At 34.0% G+C, this 22,004-nt stretch carries 18 protein-coding genes; 4 read left to right on the top strand and 14 right to left on the bottom strand.

From position 1 onward, the window contains the following. The first annotated feature begins 192 nt into the window (after window positions 1–192). Window positions 193–1,203 (top strand): LacI family DNA-binding transcriptional regulator, encoded by a 1,011-nt coding sequence (locus tag CN946_RS19215; protein ID WP_141546944.1) that lies wholly within the window; start codon window positions 193–195, stop codon window positions 1,201–1,203. 288 nt (window positions 1,204–1,491) lie between these two features. On the opposite strand, the gene CN946_RS19210 is transcribed toward CN946_RS19215, so the two are convergent. Beyond that, window positions 1,492–2,037 (bottom strand): hypothetical protein, encoded by a 546-nt coding sequence (locus CN946_RS19210; RefSeq protein WP_098862555.1) that lies wholly within the window; start codon window positions 2,035–2,037, stop codon window positions 1,492–1,494. A 340-nt stretch (window positions 2,038–2,377) separates the two neighbouring features. Between CN946_RS19210 and CN946_RS19205 the strand changes: the two genes are divergently transcribed. After that, window positions 2,378–2,728: a hypothetical protein gene (locus tag CN946_RS19205; protein ID WP_098862554.1), complete on the top strand. Its 351-nt coding sequence runs from the start codon at window positions 2,378–2,380 to the stop codon at window positions 2,726–2,728. Window positions 2,729–2,847: 119 nt separating this feature from the next. Here the strand turns inward: CN946_RS19205 and CN946_RS19200 are convergent, their stop codons facing one another. The 7 genes from CN946_RS19200 to CN946_RS19170 form a co-directional block, all read right to left on the bottom strand. After that, window positions 2,848–3,282, bottom strand: coding sequence for a DUF488 domain-containing protein (locus CN946_RS19200; protein WP_098862553.1), 435 nt, complete (start codon window positions 3,280–3,282; stop codon window positions 2,848–2,850). A gap of 343 nt (window positions 3,283–3,625) precedes the next feature. Continuing rightward, entirely contained in the window at window positions 3,626–4,843 is a 1,218-nt protein-coding gene (locus CN946_RS19195; RefSeq protein ID WP_098862552.1) for an acyl-CoA dehydrogenase family protein, read from the bottom strand. Window positions 4,844–4,856: 13 nt separating this feature from the next. Next, window positions 4,857–6,041 carry a CaiB/BaiF CoA transferase family protein gene (locus CN946_RS19190; RefSeq protein WP_098862551.1) on the bottom strand — a complete coding sequence of 395 codons (1,185 nt, stop codon included), beginning with the start codon at window positions 6,039–6,041 and terminating at the stop codon, window positions 4,857–4,859. Between the two features lie 111 nt (window positions 6,042–6,152). After that, on the bottom strand, window positions 6,153–7,610 hold the full coding sequence (locus CN946_RS19185) for an NAD-dependent succinate-semialdehyde dehydrogenase (protein WP_098862550.1): 1,458 nt from the start codon (window positions 7,608–7,610) through the stop codon (window positions 6,153–6,155). Then, on the bottom strand, window positions 7,607–8,977 hold the full coding sequence (gene gabT, locus CN946_RS19180; RefSeq protein WP_098862549.1) for a 4-aminobutyrate--2-oxoglutarate transaminase: 1,371 nt from the start codon (window positions 8,975–8,977) through the stop codon (window positions 7,607–7,609). The genes CN946_RS19185 and gabT overlap by 4 nt, the downstream gene beginning before the upstream one ends. 101 nt (window positions 8,978–9,078) lie before the next feature. Next, window positions 9,079–10,449, bottom strand: coding sequence for a putrescine aminotransferase (locus tag CN946_RS19175; protein ID WP_098862548.1), 1,371 nt, complete (start codon window positions 10,447–10,449; stop codon window positions 9,079–9,081). 71 nt (window positions 10,450–10,520) lie between these two features. After that, window positions 10,521–12,014, bottom strand: coding sequence for an aldehyde dehydrogenase family protein (locus CN946_RS19170; RefSeq protein WP_098862547.1), 1,494 nt, complete (start codon window positions 12,012–12,014; stop codon window positions 10,521–10,523). A gap of 241 nt (window positions 12,015–12,255) precedes the next feature. On the opposite strand from CN946_RS19170, the gene CN946_RS23880 reads away from it, so the two are divergent. Next, window positions 12,256–12,390 carry a hypothetical protein gene (locus tag CN946_RS23880; RefSeq protein WP_286133985.1) on the top strand — a complete coding sequence of 45 codons (135 nt, stop codon included), beginning with the start codon at window positions 12,256–12,258 and terminating at the stop codon, window positions 12,388–12,390. 35 nt (window positions 12,391–12,425) lie between these two features. Here the strand turns inward: CN946_RS23880 and CN946_RS19165 are convergent, their stop codons facing one another. The 5 genes from CN946_RS19165 to CN946_RS19145 all read right to left on the bottom strand — a co-directional run bounded on the left by CN946_RS19165 (window position 12,426) and on the right by CN946_RS19145 (window position 18,451). Next, window positions 12,426–14,558, bottom strand: a complete 2,133-nt coding sequence (locus tag CN946_RS19165; protein WP_098862546.1) for a sigma 54-interacting transcriptional regulator — start codon at window positions 14,556–14,558, stop codon at window positions 12,426–12,428. 232 nt (window positions 14,559–14,790) lie between these two features. Continuing rightward, window positions 14,791–15,039, bottom strand: coding sequence for a biotin/lipoyl attachment domain-containing protein (locus CN946_RS19160; protein ID WP_098428243.1), 249 nt, complete (start codon window positions 15,037–15,039; stop codon window positions 14,791–14,793). 106 nt (window positions 15,040–15,145) lie between these two features. After that, the gene (locus tag CN946_RS19155; RefSeq protein ID WP_098862545.1) at window positions 15,146–15,430 is read right to left on the bottom strand and encodes an SAV0927 family protein; all 285 of its coding nucleotides are present in this window, start codon (window positions 15,428–15,430) and stop codon (window positions 15,146–15,148) included. A gap of 20 nt (window positions 15,431–15,450) precedes the next feature. Next, a complete protein-coding gene (locus CN946_RS19150) occupies window positions 15,451–16,749 on the bottom strand; it encodes a Glu/Leu/Phe/Val family dehydrogenase (protein ID WP_098862544.1) in 1,299 nt (432 codons plus the stop codon). Window positions 16,750–17,113: 364 nt separating this feature from the next. Beyond that, window positions 17,114–18,451: an APC family permease gene (locus CN946_RS19145; protein ID WP_218012666.1), complete on the bottom strand. Its 1,338-nt coding sequence runs from the start codon at window positions 18,449–18,451 to the stop codon at window positions 17,114–17,116. 528 nt (window positions 18,452–18,979) lie between these two features. On the opposite strand from CN946_RS19145, the gene CN946_RS19140 reads away from it, so the two are divergent. Then, window positions 18,980–20,413, top strand: a complete 1,434-nt coding sequence (locus CN946_RS19140; protein ID WP_098862543.1) for an APC family permease — start codon at window positions 18,980–18,982, stop codon at window positions 20,411–20,413. An 86-nt stretch (window positions 20,414–20,499) separates the two neighbouring features. Here CN946_RS19140 and CN946_RS19135 read toward each other — a convergent pair whose 3' ends face one another. Beyond that, window positions 20,500–21,942: a glycoside hydrolase family 1 protein gene (locus tag CN946_RS19135; protein ID WP_098862542.1), complete on the bottom strand. Its 1,443-nt coding sequence runs from the start codon at window positions 21,940–21,942 to the stop codon at window positions 20,500–20,502. Window positions 21,943–22,004 lie beyond the last annotated feature (62 nt).

Raw genomic sequence — 22,004 nt, 5'->3', positions numbered from 1 at the left:
TTCATTAATTTACACAAAACTTCTAATCAAATTCGATTTTATTTGCTATAATGTTAAAATACTCCCTAGAAAATTCCAAAATTATATTGTTTTGGGAGTAACAAGATTTAGTGCGTCTGCCGTATTCATTGCTTTTTTAATTAATTCACTATTATTTTAAAATTTATATTATATGAGCTTGGAGTGATTTATTTGGTTTCTTCACACGATGTTGCGAGGCTAGCTGGCGTCTCTCAATCTACTGTTTCTCGTGTATTAAATGGATCTAAAAATATTAAAAAATCTACAGTAGAGAAAGTAGAGAGAGCCATTAAAGAATTAAACTATCATCCGAATTTGAATGCTAGAAATCTCGTAAAAAAGAAAACCAATATGATTGCGTTAATCACAGGACATACTCATGATCCATTTTATGAAGAATCTACCCGTGGGATTGTATCGATCGCAGCAAAAAAAGGATATAACGTACTCGTATTTTTCCATAAAATAGATAACGATAAAATGCTTTACAACCAAGTATTAAGCGCCCCTGTTGATGGAATCATAATGTCTTCTATATTAATGAATGATTCTATTTTTCCCGTTTTAGAAAGTTTGGAAGGCAAACCGTATGTGACCTTCAATAGGAAGCATTCGTGTGGGACAAACTATTTTGAGATTGATAACGTAAAAGCCGGCGAACTAATAACAAATCATATGATCGAATTAGGACATAAAAATCTAGCGTATATAGGTGGCCCGCTACAAGCATCTACATTTCACGGTCGTTTAGAAGGATTTAAATTAGAGGCTAATAGACAAAAAATAGCAGTTCGTGAGGATTGGATAAAAACGACTGATACAACTATAGAATCCATCGTCCAGGCCTGTAAGGAGCTATTTTCAGGTATTGAATTTCCAACAGCCATTGTCGCTGCGACGGATGCTATTGCATTAATTTGCTTGGATTTCCTACTTAATAAAGGCTTTAAAATACCGGAAGATATCAGCATTGGTGCAATTGATAATATTGAGTTTTCTGCCCATGCATCTATTCAATTAACAACAGTGGGAACTCATTTAAGTCAATCTCTAGGAAATCTGGCTATGGAACATCTAATTAATTTGATTGAAAATAAAAACGAACAAATAAATTCCGTAACAACTACAATCACACCTCATTTAATTGTTCGACGATCAACTGGAAAGCCTAGAATAAAATAGATTTTAGATGTGAAACTATTTTAACAAATAAACGGAGACGTGAATAACTCATGTCTCCTATTTCCACTCCATTTTTCTAGAGCATTATATTCACTTACAATAACCCCATCCGATATTCTACTCTTTAACTCGCTTGTTATCATTTGTCGTTAAATTAAAACTTTTTCCTTTTTCTTTTTACTCTCAAGATAAAACAAAAAGGGCTGTCCCCTGTAGAATACAGAGTCCAATCCCCTTTAGCAGCTTAAAACTATTTGTCTAACTTTTTCGGTTCATCTTAAATGTGCTTTACTTCCATACTGTCATATATTTTTTTCGATATTTTGGATCTTCTTCTGCTTCAATCAACTCTTTTGCCTTCTGTTTAATTTCTTCGTTCTTAACTGCATCATACAAATTTCTCATACATTGAATGATATCGTAACGAATCAATGTATAGTTCTTCTCTTCTTTACAATTTAAATAACGATTTACTAGGTGCTCAAGGACGATTGCTCTTTGTTCTGGACCAGCTAAACCTACTCTCCATATTGACTGTAAAGTATGTCTTGCCGTAACAAATTTTGGATCAAATGTAACTTGCCAAATTGCAGGAAAATCATTTAGCATTCTCTTCTCTGGATCACTAATCGCTAAATTTGAGAGAAATTGTGCAGCTCTTGACCTTTTATGATTTCCTTTATGAGTTAGATCCGATTTTAATTGATCCCATACATCATACGACCAATCCACATTCTCTTTTGTAACGGAAATAATATAGTTAAAAGCTTCGTATTGCAAATTCTTGTCCTTTGATTCAAGGTTTTTAAAATAAGTTTGTACTTGTTGATCCATATCGCGTACCTCTTTGAAAATAATAAATAATTCTTATATCTAGATGATATCATTCCCTATCATTTTCTAGCTATGAAAAAAAAATTAACTATCATCCAACTTTTTTCGTATTTTTACTAATACTAAACCTATATAAATTTCATAAGCGAGTTACATCGTCTGATCAAGAGTACTAAATTTAATTAAACGTTTGTTTAGTTTTGTATGGATGTGCGATCTAGAAAAAAAGATTGCTCATTTTTATGTATTTATACTTAAATATATGGACTATGAAATATGAAACAAAAATAAATGAACGAAATGAAATCCTCAATCGTATAAGAAGTAAGGAGGGATTTTTATGAAAACAATAATATTTGAAGAAGATCAATTAGTCATTACACTGTCTGGTTTAGAAACAATATTAGGGTTAAAACATAAAATCGAGGTACCTTATTGTGATATTAAGGACGTTTCAATAGAGGATATCCATCAATTTCTATGGAAAGTATATGGTACACACGTAGGAGCAAGTAAATATGGATATTTTAAAAAAGACGGTGTAAGCTATTTTATGGCTTCAAGTACCCATAATGGTAATTTAGTTTTAACTTTAAACAATCACAAGTACGATAAAATTATTTTAGAACTGGATCATGCTGATGACGTTTGCGAGCAAATAAAGAATAAGTTACGTACTTATGTTGATTAGTTAATTTAGAATAATACTTTTAACGTACAGTCTTATCACCTTAAAAAAACACCTTTATAGCCTCTTTTTTTCGAATCTAATGAGCAATCATTATAAAAAGATTGCTCATTTTTATGTATTTATAAATGAATAATTTCAAAACGATTATCGAATTCTCTTAAGTACTCTACGACTAATTTGCGGTGACAGTGGTGTGGTTTTTCTTCGCTACACATGAAGCACGGAACACCATTGCTTATAAAATCATTTATTTTTGTTTCAATTTTACGATTTTGTATTAAGTTCAAAAATTCTTTTTCAAAATCATTCCACGATATTTCTTTTTTCTTAATTGCTTTAAGCAATTCTTCTGTTGGTGCTAATTCTGTTTCATGTGTATATTGAATATTTAATAAATCCATTACAAAATGTAGGTCATCTTTTTTTGCAAATCCTGCTAGTTGTGAATTGTTATGTAATCGAGTATCAATAAGATGAGTTACGTTATTTTGTTGGAGCATTGATGCAAATGTTCTTAAAGATTTTTTTGAGAATCCGATTGTTGTTATGTTCATTTTGATTAACTACTCCTTTAACGATTACTATTTACTATCTGAATTTAGAAATCAAATTTTGTTGCTATAAAAATTCATTATTAATATTGACTCTCTCATTATCAACCCATATAGAATAGATAGCTACAGAAAACTGCATAAATATTTTCATTCTTGTTAATATCAAAATCCCCTTCTTACATCGGAAAAATTTCTAGTTGTTATTAAATGATTCGCAAGTCATTTATAATCCTTTTTTAAAGCATTCAATTAATGATAGTTTAATATTTCAAATACTTACCTATACAAAAAATAGCTCAGCATATGCTGAGCTTACCAAAACAAATATCCTCAAAATTTAGTGTTAAGACTTCACTGCTTCTACTGTAACCTCTTCAAATGGCCAAGCTGGAAGCATTTTTCTTAACACTTTATCTTCTCTATATCCAAGGTCATATTCAGCTTGCATAATTGTGTGAATTTCTCTTGTTCCTTCGTAGATTACAGGTGCTTTTGAGTTTCTTAAGTAGCGTTCTACCGGGAATTCGTTTGAGAATCCGTATGCACCGTGAATTTGAACTGCATCATTTGCTGCCTCGTTTGCGGCATTACAAGAAATCCATTTTGCTAGTGATGTTTCTCTTGTATTTCTCTTTCCGTTATTTTTTAACCAACCAGCCTTATAAACTAATAGACGTGAGATTTCAAGGTTTGATGACATTTTCGCGATCATTTGTTGTACTAATTGATGTTTACCAATTTCTTTACCAAATGTTTTTCGCTCATTACAGTATTTTACACTTGCTTCAAGTGATGCCTGGATTAATCCACAAGCACCAGCTGCAACTGTAAATCGGCCATTATCAAGCGCGGACATTGCAATTTTAAACCCTTCACCTTCAAAACCTAATAAGTTTTCAGCTGGGACTCTTACATCATCTAAAAATACTTCTCCAGTATTCCCTGCTCTAATTCCCATTTTTCCTTTGATTGCTTTTGTGGAAACGCCTTCAAAAGTCCGTTCTACGATAAAGCAAGAAATTCCATGGTGCTTTAAGTCATGATTTGTTTTCGCAAAAATTAAGAAATGATCAGCTACATCACATAAAGAGATCCATGTTTTTGATCCGTTTAAGATGTAACTATCTCCATCTTTTACAGCTGTTGTTGTCATTGCTACTACATCAGAACCTGCATTAGGTTCAGTTAATCCAAATGCTCCAATTTTCTTTCCTTCAGCTTGAGGTACTAAATATTTTTTCTTTTGTTCCTCAGTACCCCATTGTAACAATGTCATGCTATTTAATCCTGTATGAACAGAAACGGCCGTTCTAAAGGCAGTGTCTCCTCGTTCCAATTCCTCACATACAATCGCTAATGTGTTATAATCCATTCCTACTCCACCGTATTGTTCTGGAATACATACACCCATTAGTTGTAAATCTGCAAGTCGTTTTAGAATATTAGCTTCAAAATGACCTTTTTCATCCCATTCTTTTATAAAAGGGATAATTTCTCTGTCTACAAATGACCTGACTACTTTTCTTACACTAATTTGTTCCTCTGATAATGAGAAATCCATTTTTATTTCCTCCTTAAATTGTTTTATTTCGTTTCATTTCTTCTATTTCAATTTGGGAATATCCTAGTTTACTTACTATTTCTTCTGTATGCTCACCATGTAATGGTGGATGTCTTAATACTTCAATTGGTGTTTTTGATAATTTTAACGGTGATCCGACTAATTTTAGATCCTTTATAAAAGGATGGTTTACATCCAACACCATTTCTCTCGATTTAGCTTGTTCAGACTGTAGAGATTCACTCACATTATTTATTGGGCCATTTGGGATCCCTATTTGATCTAATAATTGTTTCCACTCATTTTTACTTTTCAACTTCAACTTATTTTGAATTAATTGCTCTATTTGTTTTCTATGCTGTAAACGGCCAGTATTTGTCTTAAATTTTTCATCCAATAAAATTGGTTCATCAATTAGTAAAGTAAACCTTTTAAATTGCTCGTCATTACCTACCGCTATGACTAATTCACCGTCACTTGCAGTAAAGACTTGATATGGAACGATATTTGGGTGTTGATTCCCCATTCGTTCAGGAACAATTCCACTACATAAATAATTACTAGCTACATTTACTAAAGCAGCTAGCTGAGAGTCAAACAATGAAATATCGATTTCCTGACCTTCTCCTGTACGATCGCGATTCTGCAGTGAGGCAAGAATCCCAATACATGTAAATAGACCAGTTAAAACATCCGAAATGGCTACACCTACTTTTGTTGGCTCTGCCTCTTTCTCTCCAGTAATGCTCATTAATCCAGACATCGCTTGGATGATATAATCATATCCTGGTAAACTTGAATTCGGTCCTTCACTACCAAACCCACTAATGGACGCTAGTATTATGTCTTCTTTTATTTTTTTCAAATCCTCATACCCAAAACCTAATTTTGTCATTGTTCCAGGTTTGAAATTTTGAACAACTACATCAGCCTCTGAAACTAGCTTTTTTAAAATTTCTTTACCTTGCTCACTTTTTAAGTTTAGTGTTATACCTTTTTTATTGCGGTTCGCACATAAATAATAAGCGCTTTCACCTTCAACGAAAGGTGGACCCCATCCCCTAGTTTCATCGCCATTATTTATACTTTCTACTTTTATAATCTCTGCTCCTAAATCCCCAAGAATCATCGTACAATAGGGTCCGGCTAGTACTCTTGTTAAATCAATGATTTTTATTCCATGTAATGCACCTGGCAATTTTTCCACCTCTATTAATCTAGTTAATAAGCCAGTAAAACGATCAATCACAATAGTTGAATTGAATGTTTAACTGGCTTACAACTGCGCTTTGTATTAACAGTAGATTTATTAGATGTCTAACCCAATTGATATATATTTAACTTCTAAAAATTCTTCAAGTCCAAAATGACCGCCTTCTCTTCCAAGACCGCTCTCTTTATAACCACCAAATGGAACTTGTACAGCAGAAGGTGTGCCATCGTTTAGTCCGATAATTCCGTACTCAAGTGCTTCTGTAACACGGAAAGAACGACTTAAGTTTTCCGTATACACATATGCAGCTAGACCGTAATTTGAATTATTTGCTCTCTCAATTACTTCTTCTTCGGTTTTAAATGTAGTAATTGGTGCAAGTGGACCAAATATTTCTTCCTTCATACATGCCATTTCATCCGTAATACCCGTTAAAATAGTTGGTGCATAATAATATCCATTTTCTTCTGAAGGTTTATTACCACTATATACGATTTTTCCACCATTATTAGTAGCGTCTTCAACTAGCGTTTTTACCTTTTCTAAAGCAGCATGATCAATAAGTGGACCAACATCAATTCCTTCTTCTAAACCGTTACCCACTTTTAATTTTTCTAGCTCTTTTGTAAATAACGCTGTAAATTCTTCGGCTACACTTTCCTGTACATAAATACGATTTGTACATATGCAAGTTTGACCTGCATTGCGGAATTTTGACTGAACTAAGCCAACCGCTGCTTTTGATAAATCAGCATCATCCATGACAATAAATGGTGCATTTCCACCAAGCTCTAGCGAAACCTTTTTGACATTCTCTGCTGCTCCTACCATTAGCGTTTTTCCAACTTCAGTAGAGCCAGTGAATGTAATCTTTGTTACTCTTGGATCTTTTAGCCATACATCGCCAATTTCAGCAGACTTACCAGTAACAACATTAATTACACCTTTTGGAATTCCCGCTTCATGAGCAAGCTCCGCAAGTTTTAATGCTGTTAAAGGTGTTTGAGTAGCTGGTTTAATAACCGTTGTACAACCAGCTGCAAGTGCAGGAGCAACTTTTCTTGTAATCATAGCTGCAGGGAAATTCCAAGGAGTAATTGCTGCGACAACTCCTACAGGTTCTTTCCTAATTAGAATTCGTTTATTAGGTTGTGATGCAGGAATTGTTTCTCCATATATACGTTTGCCTTCTTCTGCATACCACGAAATAAAACCATTTGCATAAACCGTCTCACCTAACGCTTCTTTTAATGGTTTACCTTGCTCAATTGTCATTAATTTAGCAATTTCTTCTTTCTTTTCGTCAATTAGACGATACCAATTCATTAATAAATGGTATCTTTCTTCTGCTGTCTTTTTTGACCAAGTTTTAAATGCCGTATAAGCAGCATCAACAGCTAATCTAGCTTCATATGTACCACCAGTTGGAATTGCCCCTACAACTGCACCGGTTGCTGGATTTGTAACCTTCGTATAATATTCATGATCGTTCCCAACCCATGTACCATCTATATACATTGGGTAGACTTCATATTTCTCTTTAATTTGGCTCATGAGTTTACCTCCAATTGAAATTCTGGTACTAATACAGCTTCAATTGACTCCCTTAAAATATCGAGTCCTTCTTCAAGCTGCTCATCCGTAATCGTTAGTGGCATTAACAAACGAATAACATTGCCAAAGATACCTGCGCTTAACAACATTAACCCTCTATTGTTAGCTTCTTTTACAATCTTTCCAACTGTTACTTTATCTGGTGTTTTATCTATCTTATTTGTTACAATCTCCATTGCACACATTGCGCCAATTCCGCGAATATCTCCTATTTGTTCAAACTGTTTAGCCCAACCACGCATTTTCTCATATACTTTTTCGCCAATTACAACAGCTCGCTCATTTAATCCTTCTTCCTCAATGATATCGAGTACTGCTAATGCTGCACGACATCCAAGTGGACTTCCAGAGTATGTTCCACCTATTTCTCCGGCATCAGAAGCTTCCATAATTTCTTTTCTACCGATCACGCCACTAATAGGTACTCCTGCACCCATTGATTTTGAAATTGTAATTAAATCAGGCTCAACTCCAAAGTGCTCAATTGCAAAATATTTACCTGTTCTAGCAAATCCTGTTTGAATTTCATCTGCTACAAACAATATTCCATATTGCGTACAGATTTCTCTAACCCTTTTTACAAAATCAAGATCAGGAACAATAAAGCCACCTTCACCTTGGATTGGTTCCATTACGACTGCAGCAATCGTTTCCGGTGCAACCTCTGCAATCAAAAACTGTTCAAATTGTTCAATGATAAATTTACTATATTCTTTTTCATCCATTTGATCTGGACGACGGTAAACATATGGATATGGTGCTTTATACACTTCAGGAGCAAATGGTCCAAATCCATATTTGTATGGCTTAACTTTACTTGTCATCGTCATTGTCATTAATGTTCGACCATGGAATCCTCTAGTAAAAGAAATAATTCCTTGACGCTTTGTATACTTTCTAGCAATCTTCACTGCATTTTCAACTGCTTCCGCACCACTATTAAAAAATGCAACTTGTTTTTCAAAACTTCCAGGTGAAAGATCTGCTAATTTTTCTGCAAGCTGAATATAAGATTCATACATCATGACATTAAAGCCTGTATGAATATAATCGCCGGCCTGAGCTTGAAGCGCCCTTACTACTCTAGGATGGGAATGGCCCACATTTATCGTTCCAATTGCACCTGCAAAGTCAATAAACGTATTACCATCAATATCCTCAACTAGTGCACCCTTTGCTTTTTTTACAAATGCTTCACTATTATTACTAATTCCTTTTGGAACCACTTTGTTTCTTCGAGCAAGTAACTCCTGTGATTTTGGTCCTGGAATTGGCGTTTGGATTTTAACGAATTTTCGATCTGCCATCATTACACCATCCTATCTATAGCGTTTTTAGAAATGTTCATTTTTTCGACTGTAATGAAAGCATGTCATGATTATTTTTCATGACATGCTGGATGAATAAATTAAGCTTGAATAGTAGATAAAATTTCTTTAAATGCACTTACTACAGTATCAACTTCTTCATAGCTAATTTTTAAAGAAGGCTCGATACGAATTGTTTTTGAGTTAATTAATGTACCTGCAACTAGAATCCCTTTATCAAACATTCCTTTAGAAACTTCATAGCCAATTTCATCTTGATGGAACTCGATTCCAATCATTAAACCTTGACCACGAATTTCTAAAACTTTGTCTTCATGTCCTTTTGCTGCTTCTTTTAATTGATCTAAGAAGTAAGCCCCAACCACTTCTGCTCTTTCAGGTAATTTTTCTTCAAGAAGCACACTGATTGTTGCAATAGCAGCTGCACATGCTAATGGATTTCCACCAAATGTTGTTGTATGCATAAATGGATTTGGGAACCAGCTTTTGAATACTTCTTCTTTTGCAACTACTGCTCCAGCCGGCATAACTCCGCCGCCAAATGCTTTAGCAAGACAAATAATGTCTGGAACTACTTCATATAAATCAGCAGCAAACATTTTACCAGTACGTCCCATACCTGTTTGAACTTCGTCAAAAATTAATAGTGCTCCGTACTCATCGCATAGTTCACGAACCTCTTTTAAGTAATTTGGAGGAGGAAGAATAATTCCACCTTCACCTTGAATTGGCTCAAGAATAACTGCTGCAACATCTTCGCCTACTAAAGAGCAAGTTTCAAATGTTTTTCTCATCATATCAATGTCCCCAAATGGAACATGACGGAATCCAGGAATTAATGGTAAAAACGGTTTACGGAACATGCCTTTTGCAGTACCAGATAATGAACCTAAGCTTTTTCCGTGGAATGCACGTGTAGTTGAAATAAATGTACTGCGCTCACCATACATTTTTGCAAGCTTTAATGCCGCTTCTACGCTTTCAGTACCACTATTTGTAAAGAATGAGTATTTTAAATCACCAGGTGTAATATCTGCTAAAATTTTAGCAAGCATTGCACGTAATGGATCTAATAAATCTTGGCTATGAAGTGCTTGTCTTTTTAACTGATCTGTAACAGCCTTGATAACTTTTGGATGACGGTGCCCAACATTATAAATTCCAAATCCGCCTAAACAGTCAATATACTCTTTACCATTTACGTCTTTAAAGCATGAGCCGCTATCAGACCATTCAACAGATGCAAATTGACCGCCTTCTGTAACAGTTTTGCGGTAAGCAAGGAAACCTGGGTTTACATGCTCTCTAAAACCATCAACTGTTTCCTTTGTGATCCAAGCAGCGTCTTCTTCTGTAACAGTCTCTTTTTCTATTAAACTTAAAACCTTATTAATGTACTCGGTTACATTTTTTTCTTCACTTTTTAATTCGTTTTTTAAATTGATACTCATTTTATTCACTCCTATAGTCGTTTTATCTATTTTTTTCTTTCCTATATATTTCTTCTTATTACTGCCTAAAATTATTCTGCAAACCATCCAATTGGTTCAACTTGTAAGTTAATGTTAATTTGCTTAATTTCTTGGAATTCCTCTAATCCAAATGTACCTAAGCTACGCCCTACACCACTTTGTTTGTAGCCTCCCCATGGAGCTTCATTGTATGTTGGGTGGTAGGAGTTAATCCAAGTAATTCCTGAACGTAACTTTTTGATCACTCTTAAAGCTTTCGCTCCATCTTTACTAAATACTGCACCTGCTAAACCATAAACAGTTCCATTTCCTAGTTTTATTGCTTCTTCTTCAGTTTTAAACTTTTGAATACATACAACAGGGCCAAAAATTTCTTCTTGAACGATACGCATATTTTGTTCAACATCTACAAAAACAGTCGGTTCAACAAAGTAACCTTTTTCTAAACCATTTTTTTCAATGCGATTTCCACCACAAGCAACTCTAGCGCCTTCTTCTTTACCAATTTGTATATAACTTAAAACTTTTTCTAAATGCTCTTTGCTTACAAGTGGACCCATTTCTGTTTCAGGTGCATCTCCAGGACCAACTTTAATTTTCTCAGCACGCTCTACAAATCGCTCTACAAAGCGATCATAAATTGATTCTTCAACTAAAATTCTTGATCCAGATGAGCAAACTTGGCCTGAACCTGCATAAATTCCGAATAGAGCATAATCTACAGCCGTTTCAAAATCAGCATCCGCAAAAATGATATTTGGAGATTTCCCGCCAAGCTCAAGCGATACTTTTTTCATCGTATCGGCCGCTGTTTTCATGATATGTTTACCTGTTTTTGTTCCACCTGTGAATGAAACCATATCTACATCAGGATTTGAAGCGATTTCATTTCCAACTACTGGACCTGCACCCATAACCATGTTTGCTACACCGTGTGGAAGACCAACCTCTTCAAAAATCTCAAATAATTTCTTCGGAGTAACTGGTGTAACTTCTGATGGTTTGTAAACAATCGTATTACCTGCCGCTAATGCTGGAGCAAGCTTCCAAACACTCATTAATAATGGATAGTTCCACGGAACAATTAATCCACATACACCAATTGGTTCACGAACAACCATCGCTTGCATAGGATCTGCTACATGATAAGTAAACCCATCCGGCTTTGTAATTAACCCCGCATAATAACGGAAACACGCTGCTGCATCAGCTACATCGAAGCCTGCTTCACGGTTCGGTTTCCCATTATCTAAGGTTTCAAGTTTCGTTAATTCTTCTTGGTACTCTTCTATTTTGTCCGCAATTTTAAATAAGTAAGTTGCTCTTTCTTGAGCAGATAAATCAGACCATCTTCCATCATTGAATGCTTTACGAGCAACATCAATTGCTTCTTTCGCATCTTCAACCGTTCCTTCAGGAGCATATGCAATGATTTCTCCATTTGCTGGGTTAATAACAGGGCGTTTCTCATGATTGCTAGAATCTTTCCATTCGCCATTAATAAACATCTTTAAATCAATTGTTTTAAATTGAACATCGACCATTGTATATAAACCCTCCTTAATTACTTAACAATTTATTAGATTGCAAGAACTGTGCCAACTTTAATACTCCTATTTATAAGGGTTTTACTAAAATACTCTGTACAATTATTATTCAATTTTGCATAACACTATTACAATTTGCATAATCTTTAAAACTCGTAAAATTAAAACTATTTCTGTAAAACGACATATTAAGAAAATTCATTGCATAGGCTAGAACACCATGAAAGGAGGCGATATTATGTTGCTTGCAGGAACATGCATTGCGGTGGGACTCATCATCATATTCATGGCATTTAGTATCTCGGGGGATCAAGTTAGTATGACTAAAGTAATTGATAGTAATGTTGAAAATATAGGGGATTTAGAGAAATAAAAAAACGCACCCACTTGGTGCGTTTTTTTACTACCTTAATTAAACGACATGAAATCACTTTGTAAACTCTTATCTTGCATTATTTTTTGATACTTACGACTAACCGAAGACTGACTAATGCCTAAAACTTGTGCAGCCTTCGTTGTTGTTTTATATTGCTTTATCGCAAGCACAATGAGTTGCTCCTCAACATAATCAATTGCTTCTTGGAGAGGAATTACTTTATTAATGACTGGTTTTGATTTATTAAAGTCATAGCTATTTGGTAAGAATTGATTAACGTCTTCTGCATTAATAATTTGATCTTCAGCTGAGACGACTAATCTTTCTATAATGTTTTGAAGTTCTCTGACATTCCCTGGCCAAGAATAAAATTCTAATACATTGATTGCATCTGGAGTAAGATGAAAGCTCTTATTATACTTTTCATTTAATTGCTGTAAGAAACTGAAAGCTAATAATGAGATATCTTCAATTCTTTCTCTTAACGGTGGAATATTTAAAGGAATAACATTTAGGCGATAATACAAATCCTCCCTAAATGTACGTTCTTCAACCATTTTTTCTAATCTTTTATTTGTAGCTGCAATAATTTGCACATTTACTTTAATAGGCTTTGTACTTCCAACTGGAATTACTTCTTGTTCTTGAAGGACTCTAAGTAGTTTTACTTGTAAATGCAATGGCATTTCACCAATTTCATCTAAAAATAAAACGCCTTCATCTGCTTGCTTAAAATAGCCGTCCTTATTCTGATCCGCTCCTGTAAATGCACCTTTAATATAGCCAAAAAGCTCACTTTCCAGAAGATTTTCAGGTATCGCACCGCAATTTAGTTTCAAAAACGGTTTCGAAGAACGATTTCCTAATTGATGAATAGCCTGTGCAATTACTTCCTTTCCTACACCAGACTCTCCATGCAGTAACACAGTGGAAGAAAAATCAGCAATTTTTTTCGCTTGGTTGATGATTTGCTCCATTTTGGGACTACAGTAAATCAGTTTTTTGACAAAACGATCCTTGCTCTTAATATCTTCAAGTTCCTTTTTATATTGCTCAGAAATCTTTTTCATTTCTTTTAATTCCGTTTTAAGGCGTGAAGTTTCTGTAATATCTCTAGAAGCAATAATAATACGTTCAATCTCCATATTCTCATCAAAAACGGGATTTCCTACTGCAAGCACTTTACGTCCACTTATAGTTTCTTGAACGATTGATACTTTCTTCTTTTTTTCTAAAACTAACTTTGTAACAGATGGCGTAAAAAGTCCCTGGTTTCCAAATTCTAAAATACTCTTCCCAAGTAATTCCTTTAAATCTACGTTCCAAAATCCAGGAATTATATTCTCACTGTAACGAATTAGTTCACCTTTACGGTTTACTACAAGGATTTCATCATAAATACTCGATAAAATAGCATTCAAATCTTTATTTAAATCTTTTACGTATTCAATTTCAGATGCCATTTCTTCAACCATTGGAAGATCTTGTACAACAATAACTACTCCTTCAACCTCGTTATCGACGAAAATTGGGCTATAATCGACAAGAACACCGATATCGTCATTTATTTGAATCTGATTAAGAATTGTTTTACCTGTAGCAAATACATTTTCAACTTGTTCTCCGCTAAAAATAGTTTCTGCTTTTGCATTAATTACTTTTCCCAATGTTGATTTCATCATTTTTAACCCAGCATCATTACAATTAATAATCACTTTATTTTTATCTACTACAAACGTGCCCATCGGTATTGATGTTAAAATATTTTTTAATAAATCTACACTTTTATTTTCTTGCTTGAAAAGCTCCGCCAATATATCTTCTCGAAGTATGTAACTTATTGGCATATCTTCCTCTTCTTTTACGATTGAGATTGGTTCACCAATAATTTGGAATAGTTCTGTTAATAAAATTTGTCCACTCAAACGACATACACTATCAATTGATTGGGAAGAGCTAGTAATCTTTGAAATTGCTATATTTTTCTTTTTATTATTACTTTGAATAATATTATTTAATTGAACATAACCAACAATCTGATTTTGCTTACGTAAGAATAAAAAGGGTTCATTTATATTGGATAAATCGATTTCATCATTTTCTTTAAATTGATCGATATCTATTGTGATGACTGGTCTTATTTGTTTCTCATTTATTGATAACATTTCTTTCCCCCCTTATGTCTATACCATTATACATTCCTATTTTAGCAGAATTTTTAAATTTATCATAAAAATCTAAAATTATAATTTACTAATCTATTTAATACAAACAAAAAGAAAGGGCAGTCTCTTAAGTCTATTCGACCAGAGACACCCTTTATTTGTTAGAAAAGAGAACGCGTTAATTGAATCAAGGTTGTTATTTGTAATCTTAGAAATATTAATCACACTTTACTCAATCGCTAGCGGTCACAAACAAATCCTCTTTAACATACGCAAGGACCATTCCAGGAACTATCTTGTCTCCAATTGAGACCTCCAATGAAACAACTTCACCACTAATTCCTTGATGAATAACTTTTGTAAATCCATCTGTAGTTTTAATAAAGAATAAAGGCTCCCATTCATAAATTCTCGAATCTTTCTGAATAGCAGTCTCTTCAACTGTTCCATGGTAGTCACTGACAATGACTCCATAATACATAAAGCTCACTCCTTTTTTGCACATTAAGAATATTCTAAATTTCTCCGACTCTGTCTCGCCTTAAAGTTCACCAAATAGCGAGTTTTCTTTAAAAAAATTCCTGGTATTATAACTCGCAAATGTGTTTTGATGGTAAAACCATGCTAAAGAAATTTTGGATTTCTGAAATATCCTCCTCAGCAATACCTAACTTAGGAGCCCAATAATGTTCAGAATGAATATCTTCTAAACATAATAATGCCATTTTACTAGATTGAATTGATGTAACCATTGATTTTCCATAAAAGTGACTTGAAAAGGCAATCGATAAATCATATCTATTATTTTGAGTTAATAAACAATAGTGGTGTACAAGCTGTCTTTCCGTTGATTCAGAAATAATATCGATCATTCTAGATCTCTCCCTTTGTTTTAGTATTTTATCCAACCTCTCAAGCGACAAGCTTCAGCAATTTTACGAATACCTTCGATATAAGCTGCTATTTTCATGTTTACATTATATTTTTGCGATGTTTTATAAACTTTTAAAAAGCTATCTGTCATTTTTTCTTTTAATCTCTCGTCTACAGTACTCTCAGACCAATAATAACCTTGCATATTTTGACACCATTCAAAATACGAAACAACTACTCCACCTGAGTTAGCTAAAATATCGGGAACGACTAAAATCTCTTTTTGATCAAGGATTTCTAGAGCTTCTTTAGTAGTCGGTCCATTCGCTGCTTCAACAACAATCTTGCATTTCAATTTATCCGCATTACGGTTGTTAATAACCCCACTTATTGCTGCTGGAATTAAGACATCACATTCTTTTTCTAATAGCTCTTGATTAGAAATCGCATTTTTAAATAAGTTAGAAACAACTCCAAATGAATCTCTATTGTCTAATAAATATGGAATGTCTAAACCTTTTGGATCATAAATTCCTCCAAGTACATCTGAAACTCCGACAACCTTTGCTCCAGCTTCATGTAAGTATTGTGCTAAGTAACTACCAACATTTCCAAAGCCTTGAATAATGACTTTCATATTTTTAATCTCAATTTTCTGTATTTCACTAATTAGCTCGAGAGCATAAAATACTCCTTTTGATGTTGCCGTCTCCCGACCTACTGAACCTCCTAAAGTTAGAGGTTTACCAGTAATAAAACTTGGTGAATCAAACTCTCTAATATGGTCATATTCATCTAGCATCCAAGCCATAACTTGGGCGTTTGTATACATATCAGGTGCTGGAATATCTTTAGTAGGTCCTACAATTTGGCTTACAGCTCTTACATAACCTCTACTTAATTTTTCTAGCTCATTCATACTTAATAGTCTTGGGTCACAAACAACCCCACCTTTTGCTCCCCCATAAGGTAAATCAGTAATACTACACTTTAAACTCATCCAGCCAGCTAATGCTTTTACTTCCTCTGGCGTTACATCAGGATGAAATCTAATTCCCCCCTTTGTAGGTCCTAATGCATCATTATGTTGAGCTCGATATCCTTGAAATATTTTTGTCTCACCATTATCCATTTGAACGGGAATACTAAATTCTAAAAATCGCATTGGTGTTTTAAGGAAATCAAATACTTGGCTCGGATAGTTCATTATGCTGATTGCTTCATTTAACGTTTCTCTAAACTCTTGAAGGGAATCATCTATTTCTGCCTGTTCACTACTCTTTTCATTTTGTTCTACTTCAGTTAAATTTGAGCTCATTTTCTACACCTCATTAGTTATTTTAAAAATTTAATAGCAATTCCTGTGCCAACTTGAATTCATGTCATCATTTTGTGAAGTGATAAATAGAAAAAAGCTTATTAGAAAGGCAATTATAAGACTTTCATTACTTTTATATTTTTTTGAATGATCCTTTTTAGTGTTTTTTCCTTCAACAACCTAATTCGTTCCTTTAGTGAAAATATGATTGAATGCATGAATTATTCAATTTTGCATTAATCATTATTCAAAATTGAATCACTTAAAATGCACTATCAGAGATGCGAACAAAATATTCCAGAGTAGACACAAAAAAAGTCACAAGGAGTAAATTTCCTTGTGACTTTTCTTCATTGTGAGTTTACTATACAGCAGCCTCTTCTTCATATTTAGGAGGTGCAATTTGGAATGCCTTAGTTAAGTAAATTAGATATAATAATCCAACGACGAACCAAACTGTTCCCATTATTAGCGAGCTTTTTTCAATGTTAAACCATAAGATTGCTACAGATGCGGCCCCAATTAAAGGCAAAATTAGGTAAGAAAAAGTGCCCTTGACTGATCTATGCTTTCCTCGAATGTAAAAATGGTTAATGACTGATAAATTAACAAAAGTAAATGCCATTAATGCTCCGAAGTTAATTAATGAAGTAGCTGTTACCAAGTTAAAAAAGATTGCTGATAATGAAATCACACCGACAAAAATTACGTTAAATGCTGGTGTTTTCCATTTCGGATGAACAAATCCGAACCATTTATCTGGGAAAACTTTGTCGCGCCCCATTACATATAACAAACGTGATACACTCGCATGTGAAGCCAATGCAGAAGCAAGTGTATTAATAAAGGTAATGCATAAGAAAATTGATTGAAATAATTTGCCACCTACATATAATGCAATCTCTGGTGATGCAGCATCTGGATGCTTAAATCTAGATATGTCCGGATAGTATAATTGAATGAAAAATGATGTAACTGTGAAGATTACGCCTCCCCAAAGTGCTGTGTAAAGAATTGCTTTAGGGATTGTTTTTGCAGGGTTTATTGCCTCTTCTGATAAAGTTGACACAGCATCAAATCCTAAAAATGAGAAGCAAAGGATTGTTGCACCGGTTACTAATGTGCCAAAATGCATTCCTGCATTAAAAAGTGGCTTAATACTAAATCCGCCGTATCCTTCTCCATGATGTAAGCCTTGGATTACAAGAACGATAAAGACAACCATAATCGCAAGCTGGACTAATACAAAGAAAGTATTGAAATTCGCCAGCATATTGATACTTCTTAAGTTTAAGAAAGTTACTAGTGCTACAAATCCAATTACCCAAATCCAGGTTGGGACATTAGGAAAAAGTGCATTTAAGTAAATTTTAGTTAATAAAGCATTTACCATTGGTAGGAACAAGTAATCTAATAATGATGACCAGCCAACTAGAAAGCCTAAGTGTCCACTAATCGCTTTCTGGGTGTATGTGTAAGCAGAGCCAGCTTCAGGAAATTCTCTTACAAGCTTACCGTAGCTAACCGCTGTAAATAACATTCCTATTAGAGCTACTATATATGCACTTGGTACGTGACCATTAGTTACATCAGATACAATTCCAAATGTGTCAAAAACAACCATAGGGGTCATATAGGCTAACCCCATCATAACTACTTGCCATAACTTTAAGGATCTTTTTAACTGTGTTTTATTTTCCACCTATCATATCCCCTTCGTTTTAGATTAAGCGCTTACACTACAATTACTACTTCCTTATAATTCTTACTTTTCCGACAGAAACCTCCTTTTTTTGAATATTTAAATAAGTCGTTTTCTAGAACTGCAAGTTTTATGCCAAAATATTAATTTTTTGTAAACGTTATAAAGAACAGCTTCAATTGCTTTGAAATTATTAAGTATTAATAGAAAAAACGAAATTCCTTCCACTAAAATCTACCTTTATGATCAGTCTGGTTGTTATTCAGTCCTGCATACATTATTCAAGACCTCATAAGATTTGCTTCTCTTTTTATACGAATCTTTAAAATTACTCACATCTATTAGACTGGCACGGAAGTTGCATTGTTAACGGTAAACTATCACTCTGCCCAATTTTAGGTACAAGAAAAATATGTAGCTTTTTTACCCGATCGATAATAAAACTTCTAGTTAATCTAATCGGACTAACTACGAGTTTAATTATAAGAAAATTCTGTTAATAAATTTCGAATCTGGAGGAGATGATTTATGAGTAAACAAGGTATTGATTCAGATGGTTTACAATCGTTTAATTACAAACAGGAATTACAGCGATCATTAAAATTTTTTAGTTCATTTGCAGTTGCGTTCTCGTTTATCTCGATTACAACTGGTATTTTTAGCTCTTATAGTCTTGCCTTAGGAGCAGCCGGACCTGCTGGAATTTGGACGTGGCCATTTGTCATGGTGGGACATTTACTTGTAGCCTTAATTTTTGCAGATTTATCGAGCAAAATTCCTTTAAGTGGCTATGTATACCAGTGGGTTAGCCGTTTAACGAATCGAGGATTTGGTTGGTTTACAGGTTGGGCAGCTTTATGTTACTTAATTATTGTTGTACCTACTGTTGATTATGGTGTAGCTCCAATTTTTCTTGATTTAATTGGTATTAAGAGTACAACTACTGTTCTCACAACTGTCGTAATAATTACAATCGTTATACAAGCATTATTAAATATTTACGGAGTAAGGATTGCTACAATCATTAATAATTCAGCTGTCTATACAGAAGTAATCGGATTTATTGGCATTATTATTATTTTAAGTTTTGTCTTATTTTTCAAAGGAGCAGATTTTTCATTATTAACTTACACTGCTCATAAGGTTGGCTCAAATGGAAGCTATTTAACAGCATTTGTACTATCAGTCGTAATGGGCTCTTATACATTAGTAGGCTTTGAAGCTGCGGCAAATTTAGCAGAAGAAACAGTGGATGCTAATAAAACTGTACCTAAGGCCATCGTTTACTCAATGTTACTTGCAGGTGTAATTGGATTTGTTTTCTTAATCATTGTTACATCGGGTATAAAAGATATTAATAGTATCATGGCTTCTGCTTCCCCCATTTCTGATATTTTACAATCACGTTTGGGCACTGCAGTTGCTGACTTCTTCCTTGCATTAGTTATTGTGTCAATTTTTGCGTGCGGATTAATCATTATGGCTTCTGCTTCTCGACTTATTTATGCCCTTTCAAGAGACAATGTGTTTTTCGCTTCTAATGTGTTTAAAAAGGTAGATAAAAAACATAATGTACCGTACAATGCGATAATTTTAGTTTCTGTATTAGGCATTATTGCTGTATTCTATTTTGGGAAACTATCTTTATTAATAGGTACTTCTGCGGCACTTCCAGCCATAATTTACTTAATTACTGTAATCGCATATGCTACTAAAATTAAGACCTTACCGGATACAGATGGTTTTAAGTTAGGAAAATGGCGACTACCTGTTACGATTCTTGCGATTATTTGGTTAGTATTTGAAGTTGGTATTTTAACTCTACCAAAAGACTTTTTACCAACGACTAAGGTTATCCTTTATTTATTTCTTGCTGGAATTGTTATTTATTGGGCTGTATTCAGATCTAGAATACAGGAAGGTAAAATTGGTATTAATTTAGAGAAGGATTTGGATGTTTAAATTATGGAATTATAAAATAATAGATTAATATAAAAATAACGTACATATTCATTTACAAATATGTACGTTATTTCTTATATTTTTAATTAATCAAGTTGTTCCCCATTAGTTTGAATAACATTTTGGTACCAATAAAATGATTTTTTCTTTTTGCGCTCTAAAGTTCCGCTTCCATCATCTTGTTTGTCTACATAAATAAAGCCGTAACGTTTAGACATTTCACCTGTAGACGCACTTACTAAGTCAATGCATCCCCATGGAGTGTAACCTATCAGTTCGACACCATCCTCGATTGCTTCACCAATCGCCTCAATATGACTACGTAGGTAATCAATACGGTAATCATCGTTAATCGTACCATCTTCTTCAATTTGATCGTATGCTCCAAGACCATTTTCTACGATGAATAATGGTTTTTGGTAGTGGTCATATAATTGATTTAATCCAATGCGAAGACCAGTTGGATCAATTTCCCATCCCCAATCACTTTCTTTTAAAAATGGATTTTTAACGCCACCAACTAAATTACCTTGGCTATTCTCTTCGTTCGTTTTATGTTTTTTCTCAGTACGTGACATATAGTAGCTTAGCGAAATGAAATCAACTGTACCTTCTTTAATGATTTCTAAATCACCATCTTGAATAGCTAAATTGATAACATTTTCTTTCCAGAAGCGTTTTGCAAATGCTGGATATGCTCCTCTAACTTGAACATCGCCACAGTAGTTATTCCAAAGGCGAGACTCTTGTAGAGCATACATCACATTTTCAGGATTTGAGTCGTAATTATAAGTTGGCACATACACAAGCATACAACCAATTTGGCTACCTGGAATGATCTCATGGCCTGCTTTTACAGCTAACGCACTTGCTACAAATTGGTGATGAAGTCCTTGGAAGCTATCCTGCAATTGTGTTTCTTTACTTTCAGGAGAAAAACCAAGACCTAATAGTGGTAAATGCGTTGCACCATTAATTTCGTTAAAAGTTAACCAGTATTTTACTTTGTTTTTATAGTACTCGAATAATGTTGTTGCATATCGATTAAAGAATTCGATTACTTTACGATTGCGCCAGCCACCATATTCTGTAATTAAGTGTAATGGAATTTCGTAGTGAGAAATTGTTACAACCGGTTCAATATTATATTTTTTCAATTCATCAAACACACGGTCATAGAATGCTAAACCTGCTTCGTTTGGCTCTAATTCGTCGCCTTTTGGAAAGATACGACTCCATGCAATACTCATACGATATGTTTTAAATCCCATTTCTGCAAAAAGTGCAATATCTTCTTTATAACGGTGATAGAAATCAATTCCATCATGATTTGGATAGACATATTTTTCTTTATTTATTTTAAAATCAAATCCTGGTTCTTGAATAACTTTTAGTCTTACTTTTCCTCCAGGCATAACATCTGCTAAATTTAACCCTTTTCCACCTTCTTGGTAAGCACCTTCTAATTGATTGGCAGCAGTTGCTCCACCCCATAAAAATCCTTTAGGAAATGAATAGTTTTTTGTCATAATGTTCCCCTCCACAATTTTTATTAAAATATTCTGACTGCTAACTTTAAATCAACAGTCAG

It is taken from the genome of Bacillus sp. AFS053548 (assembly GCF_002575105.1).
Taxonomy (GTDB): Bacteria; Bacillota; Bacilli; order Bacillales; family Bacillaceae_G; genus Gottfriedia.
The sequence above is the reverse complement of the archived record's forward strand: the minus strand, read 5'-3'. Positions and strand labels throughout refer to the sequence as shown.

Excerpts from the sequence above, each read along its gene's own strand:
- CN946_RS19210 (WP_098862555.1), bottom strand. The coding sequence starts at position 2,037 with ATGGATCAACAAGTACAAACTTATTTTAAAAACCTTGAATCAAAGGAC.
- CN946_RS19205 (WP_098862554.1), top strand. The coding sequence starts at position 2,378 with ATGAAAACAATAATATTTGAAGAAGATCAATTAGTCATTACACTGTCT.
- CN946_RS19200 (WP_098862553.1), bottom strand. The coding sequence starts at position 3,282 with ATGAACATAACAACAATCGGATTCTCAAAAAAATCTTTAAGAACATTT.
- CN946_RS19195 (WP_098862552.1), bottom strand. The coding sequence starts at position 4,843 with ATGGATTTCTCATTATCAGAGGAACAAATTAGTGTAAGAAAAGTAGTC.
- CN946_RS19185 (WP_098862550.1), bottom strand. The coding sequence starts at position 7,610 with ATGAGCCAAATTAAAGAGAAATATGAAGTCTACCCAATGTATATAGAT.
- gabT (WP_098862549.1), bottom strand. The coding sequence starts at position 8,977 with ATGGCAGATCGAAAATTCGTTAAAATCCAAACGCCAATTCCAGGACCA.
- CN946_RS19175 (WP_098862548.1), bottom strand. The coding sequence starts at position 10,449 with ATGAGTATCAATTTAAAAAACGAATTAAAAAGTGAAGAAAAAAATGTA.
- CN946_RS19170 (WP_098862547.1), bottom strand. The coding sequence starts at position 12,014 with ATGGTCGATGTTCAATTTAAAACAATTGATTTAAAGATGTTTATTAAT.
- CN946_RS23880 (WP_286133985.1), top strand. The coding sequence starts at position 12,256 with ATGTTGCTTGCAGGAACATGCATTGCGGTGGGACTCATCATCATATTC.
- CN946_RS19165 (WP_098862546.1), bottom strand. The coding sequence starts at position 14,558 with ATGTTATCAATAAATGAGAAACAAATAAGACCAGTCATCACAATAGAT.
- CN946_RS19160 (WP_098428243.1), bottom strand. The coding sequence starts at position 15,039 with ATGTATTATGGAGTCATTGTCAGTGACTACCATGGAACAGTTGAAGAG.
- CN946_RS19155 (WP_098862545.1), bottom strand. The coding sequence starts at position 15,430 with ATGATCGATATTATTTCTGAATCAACGGAAAGACAGCTTGTACACCAC.
- CN946_RS19150 (WP_098862544.1), bottom strand. The coding sequence starts at position 16,749 with ATGAGCTCAAATTTAACTGAAGTAGAACAAAATGAAAAGAGTAGTGAA.
- CN946_RS19140 (WP_098862543.1), top strand. The coding sequence starts at position 18,980 with ATGAGTAAACAAGGTATTGATTCAGATGGTTTACAATCGTTTAATTAC.
- CN946_RS19135 (WP_098862542.1), bottom strand. The coding sequence starts at position 21,942 with ATGACAAAAAACTATTCATTTCCTAAAGGATTTTTATGGGGTGGAGCA.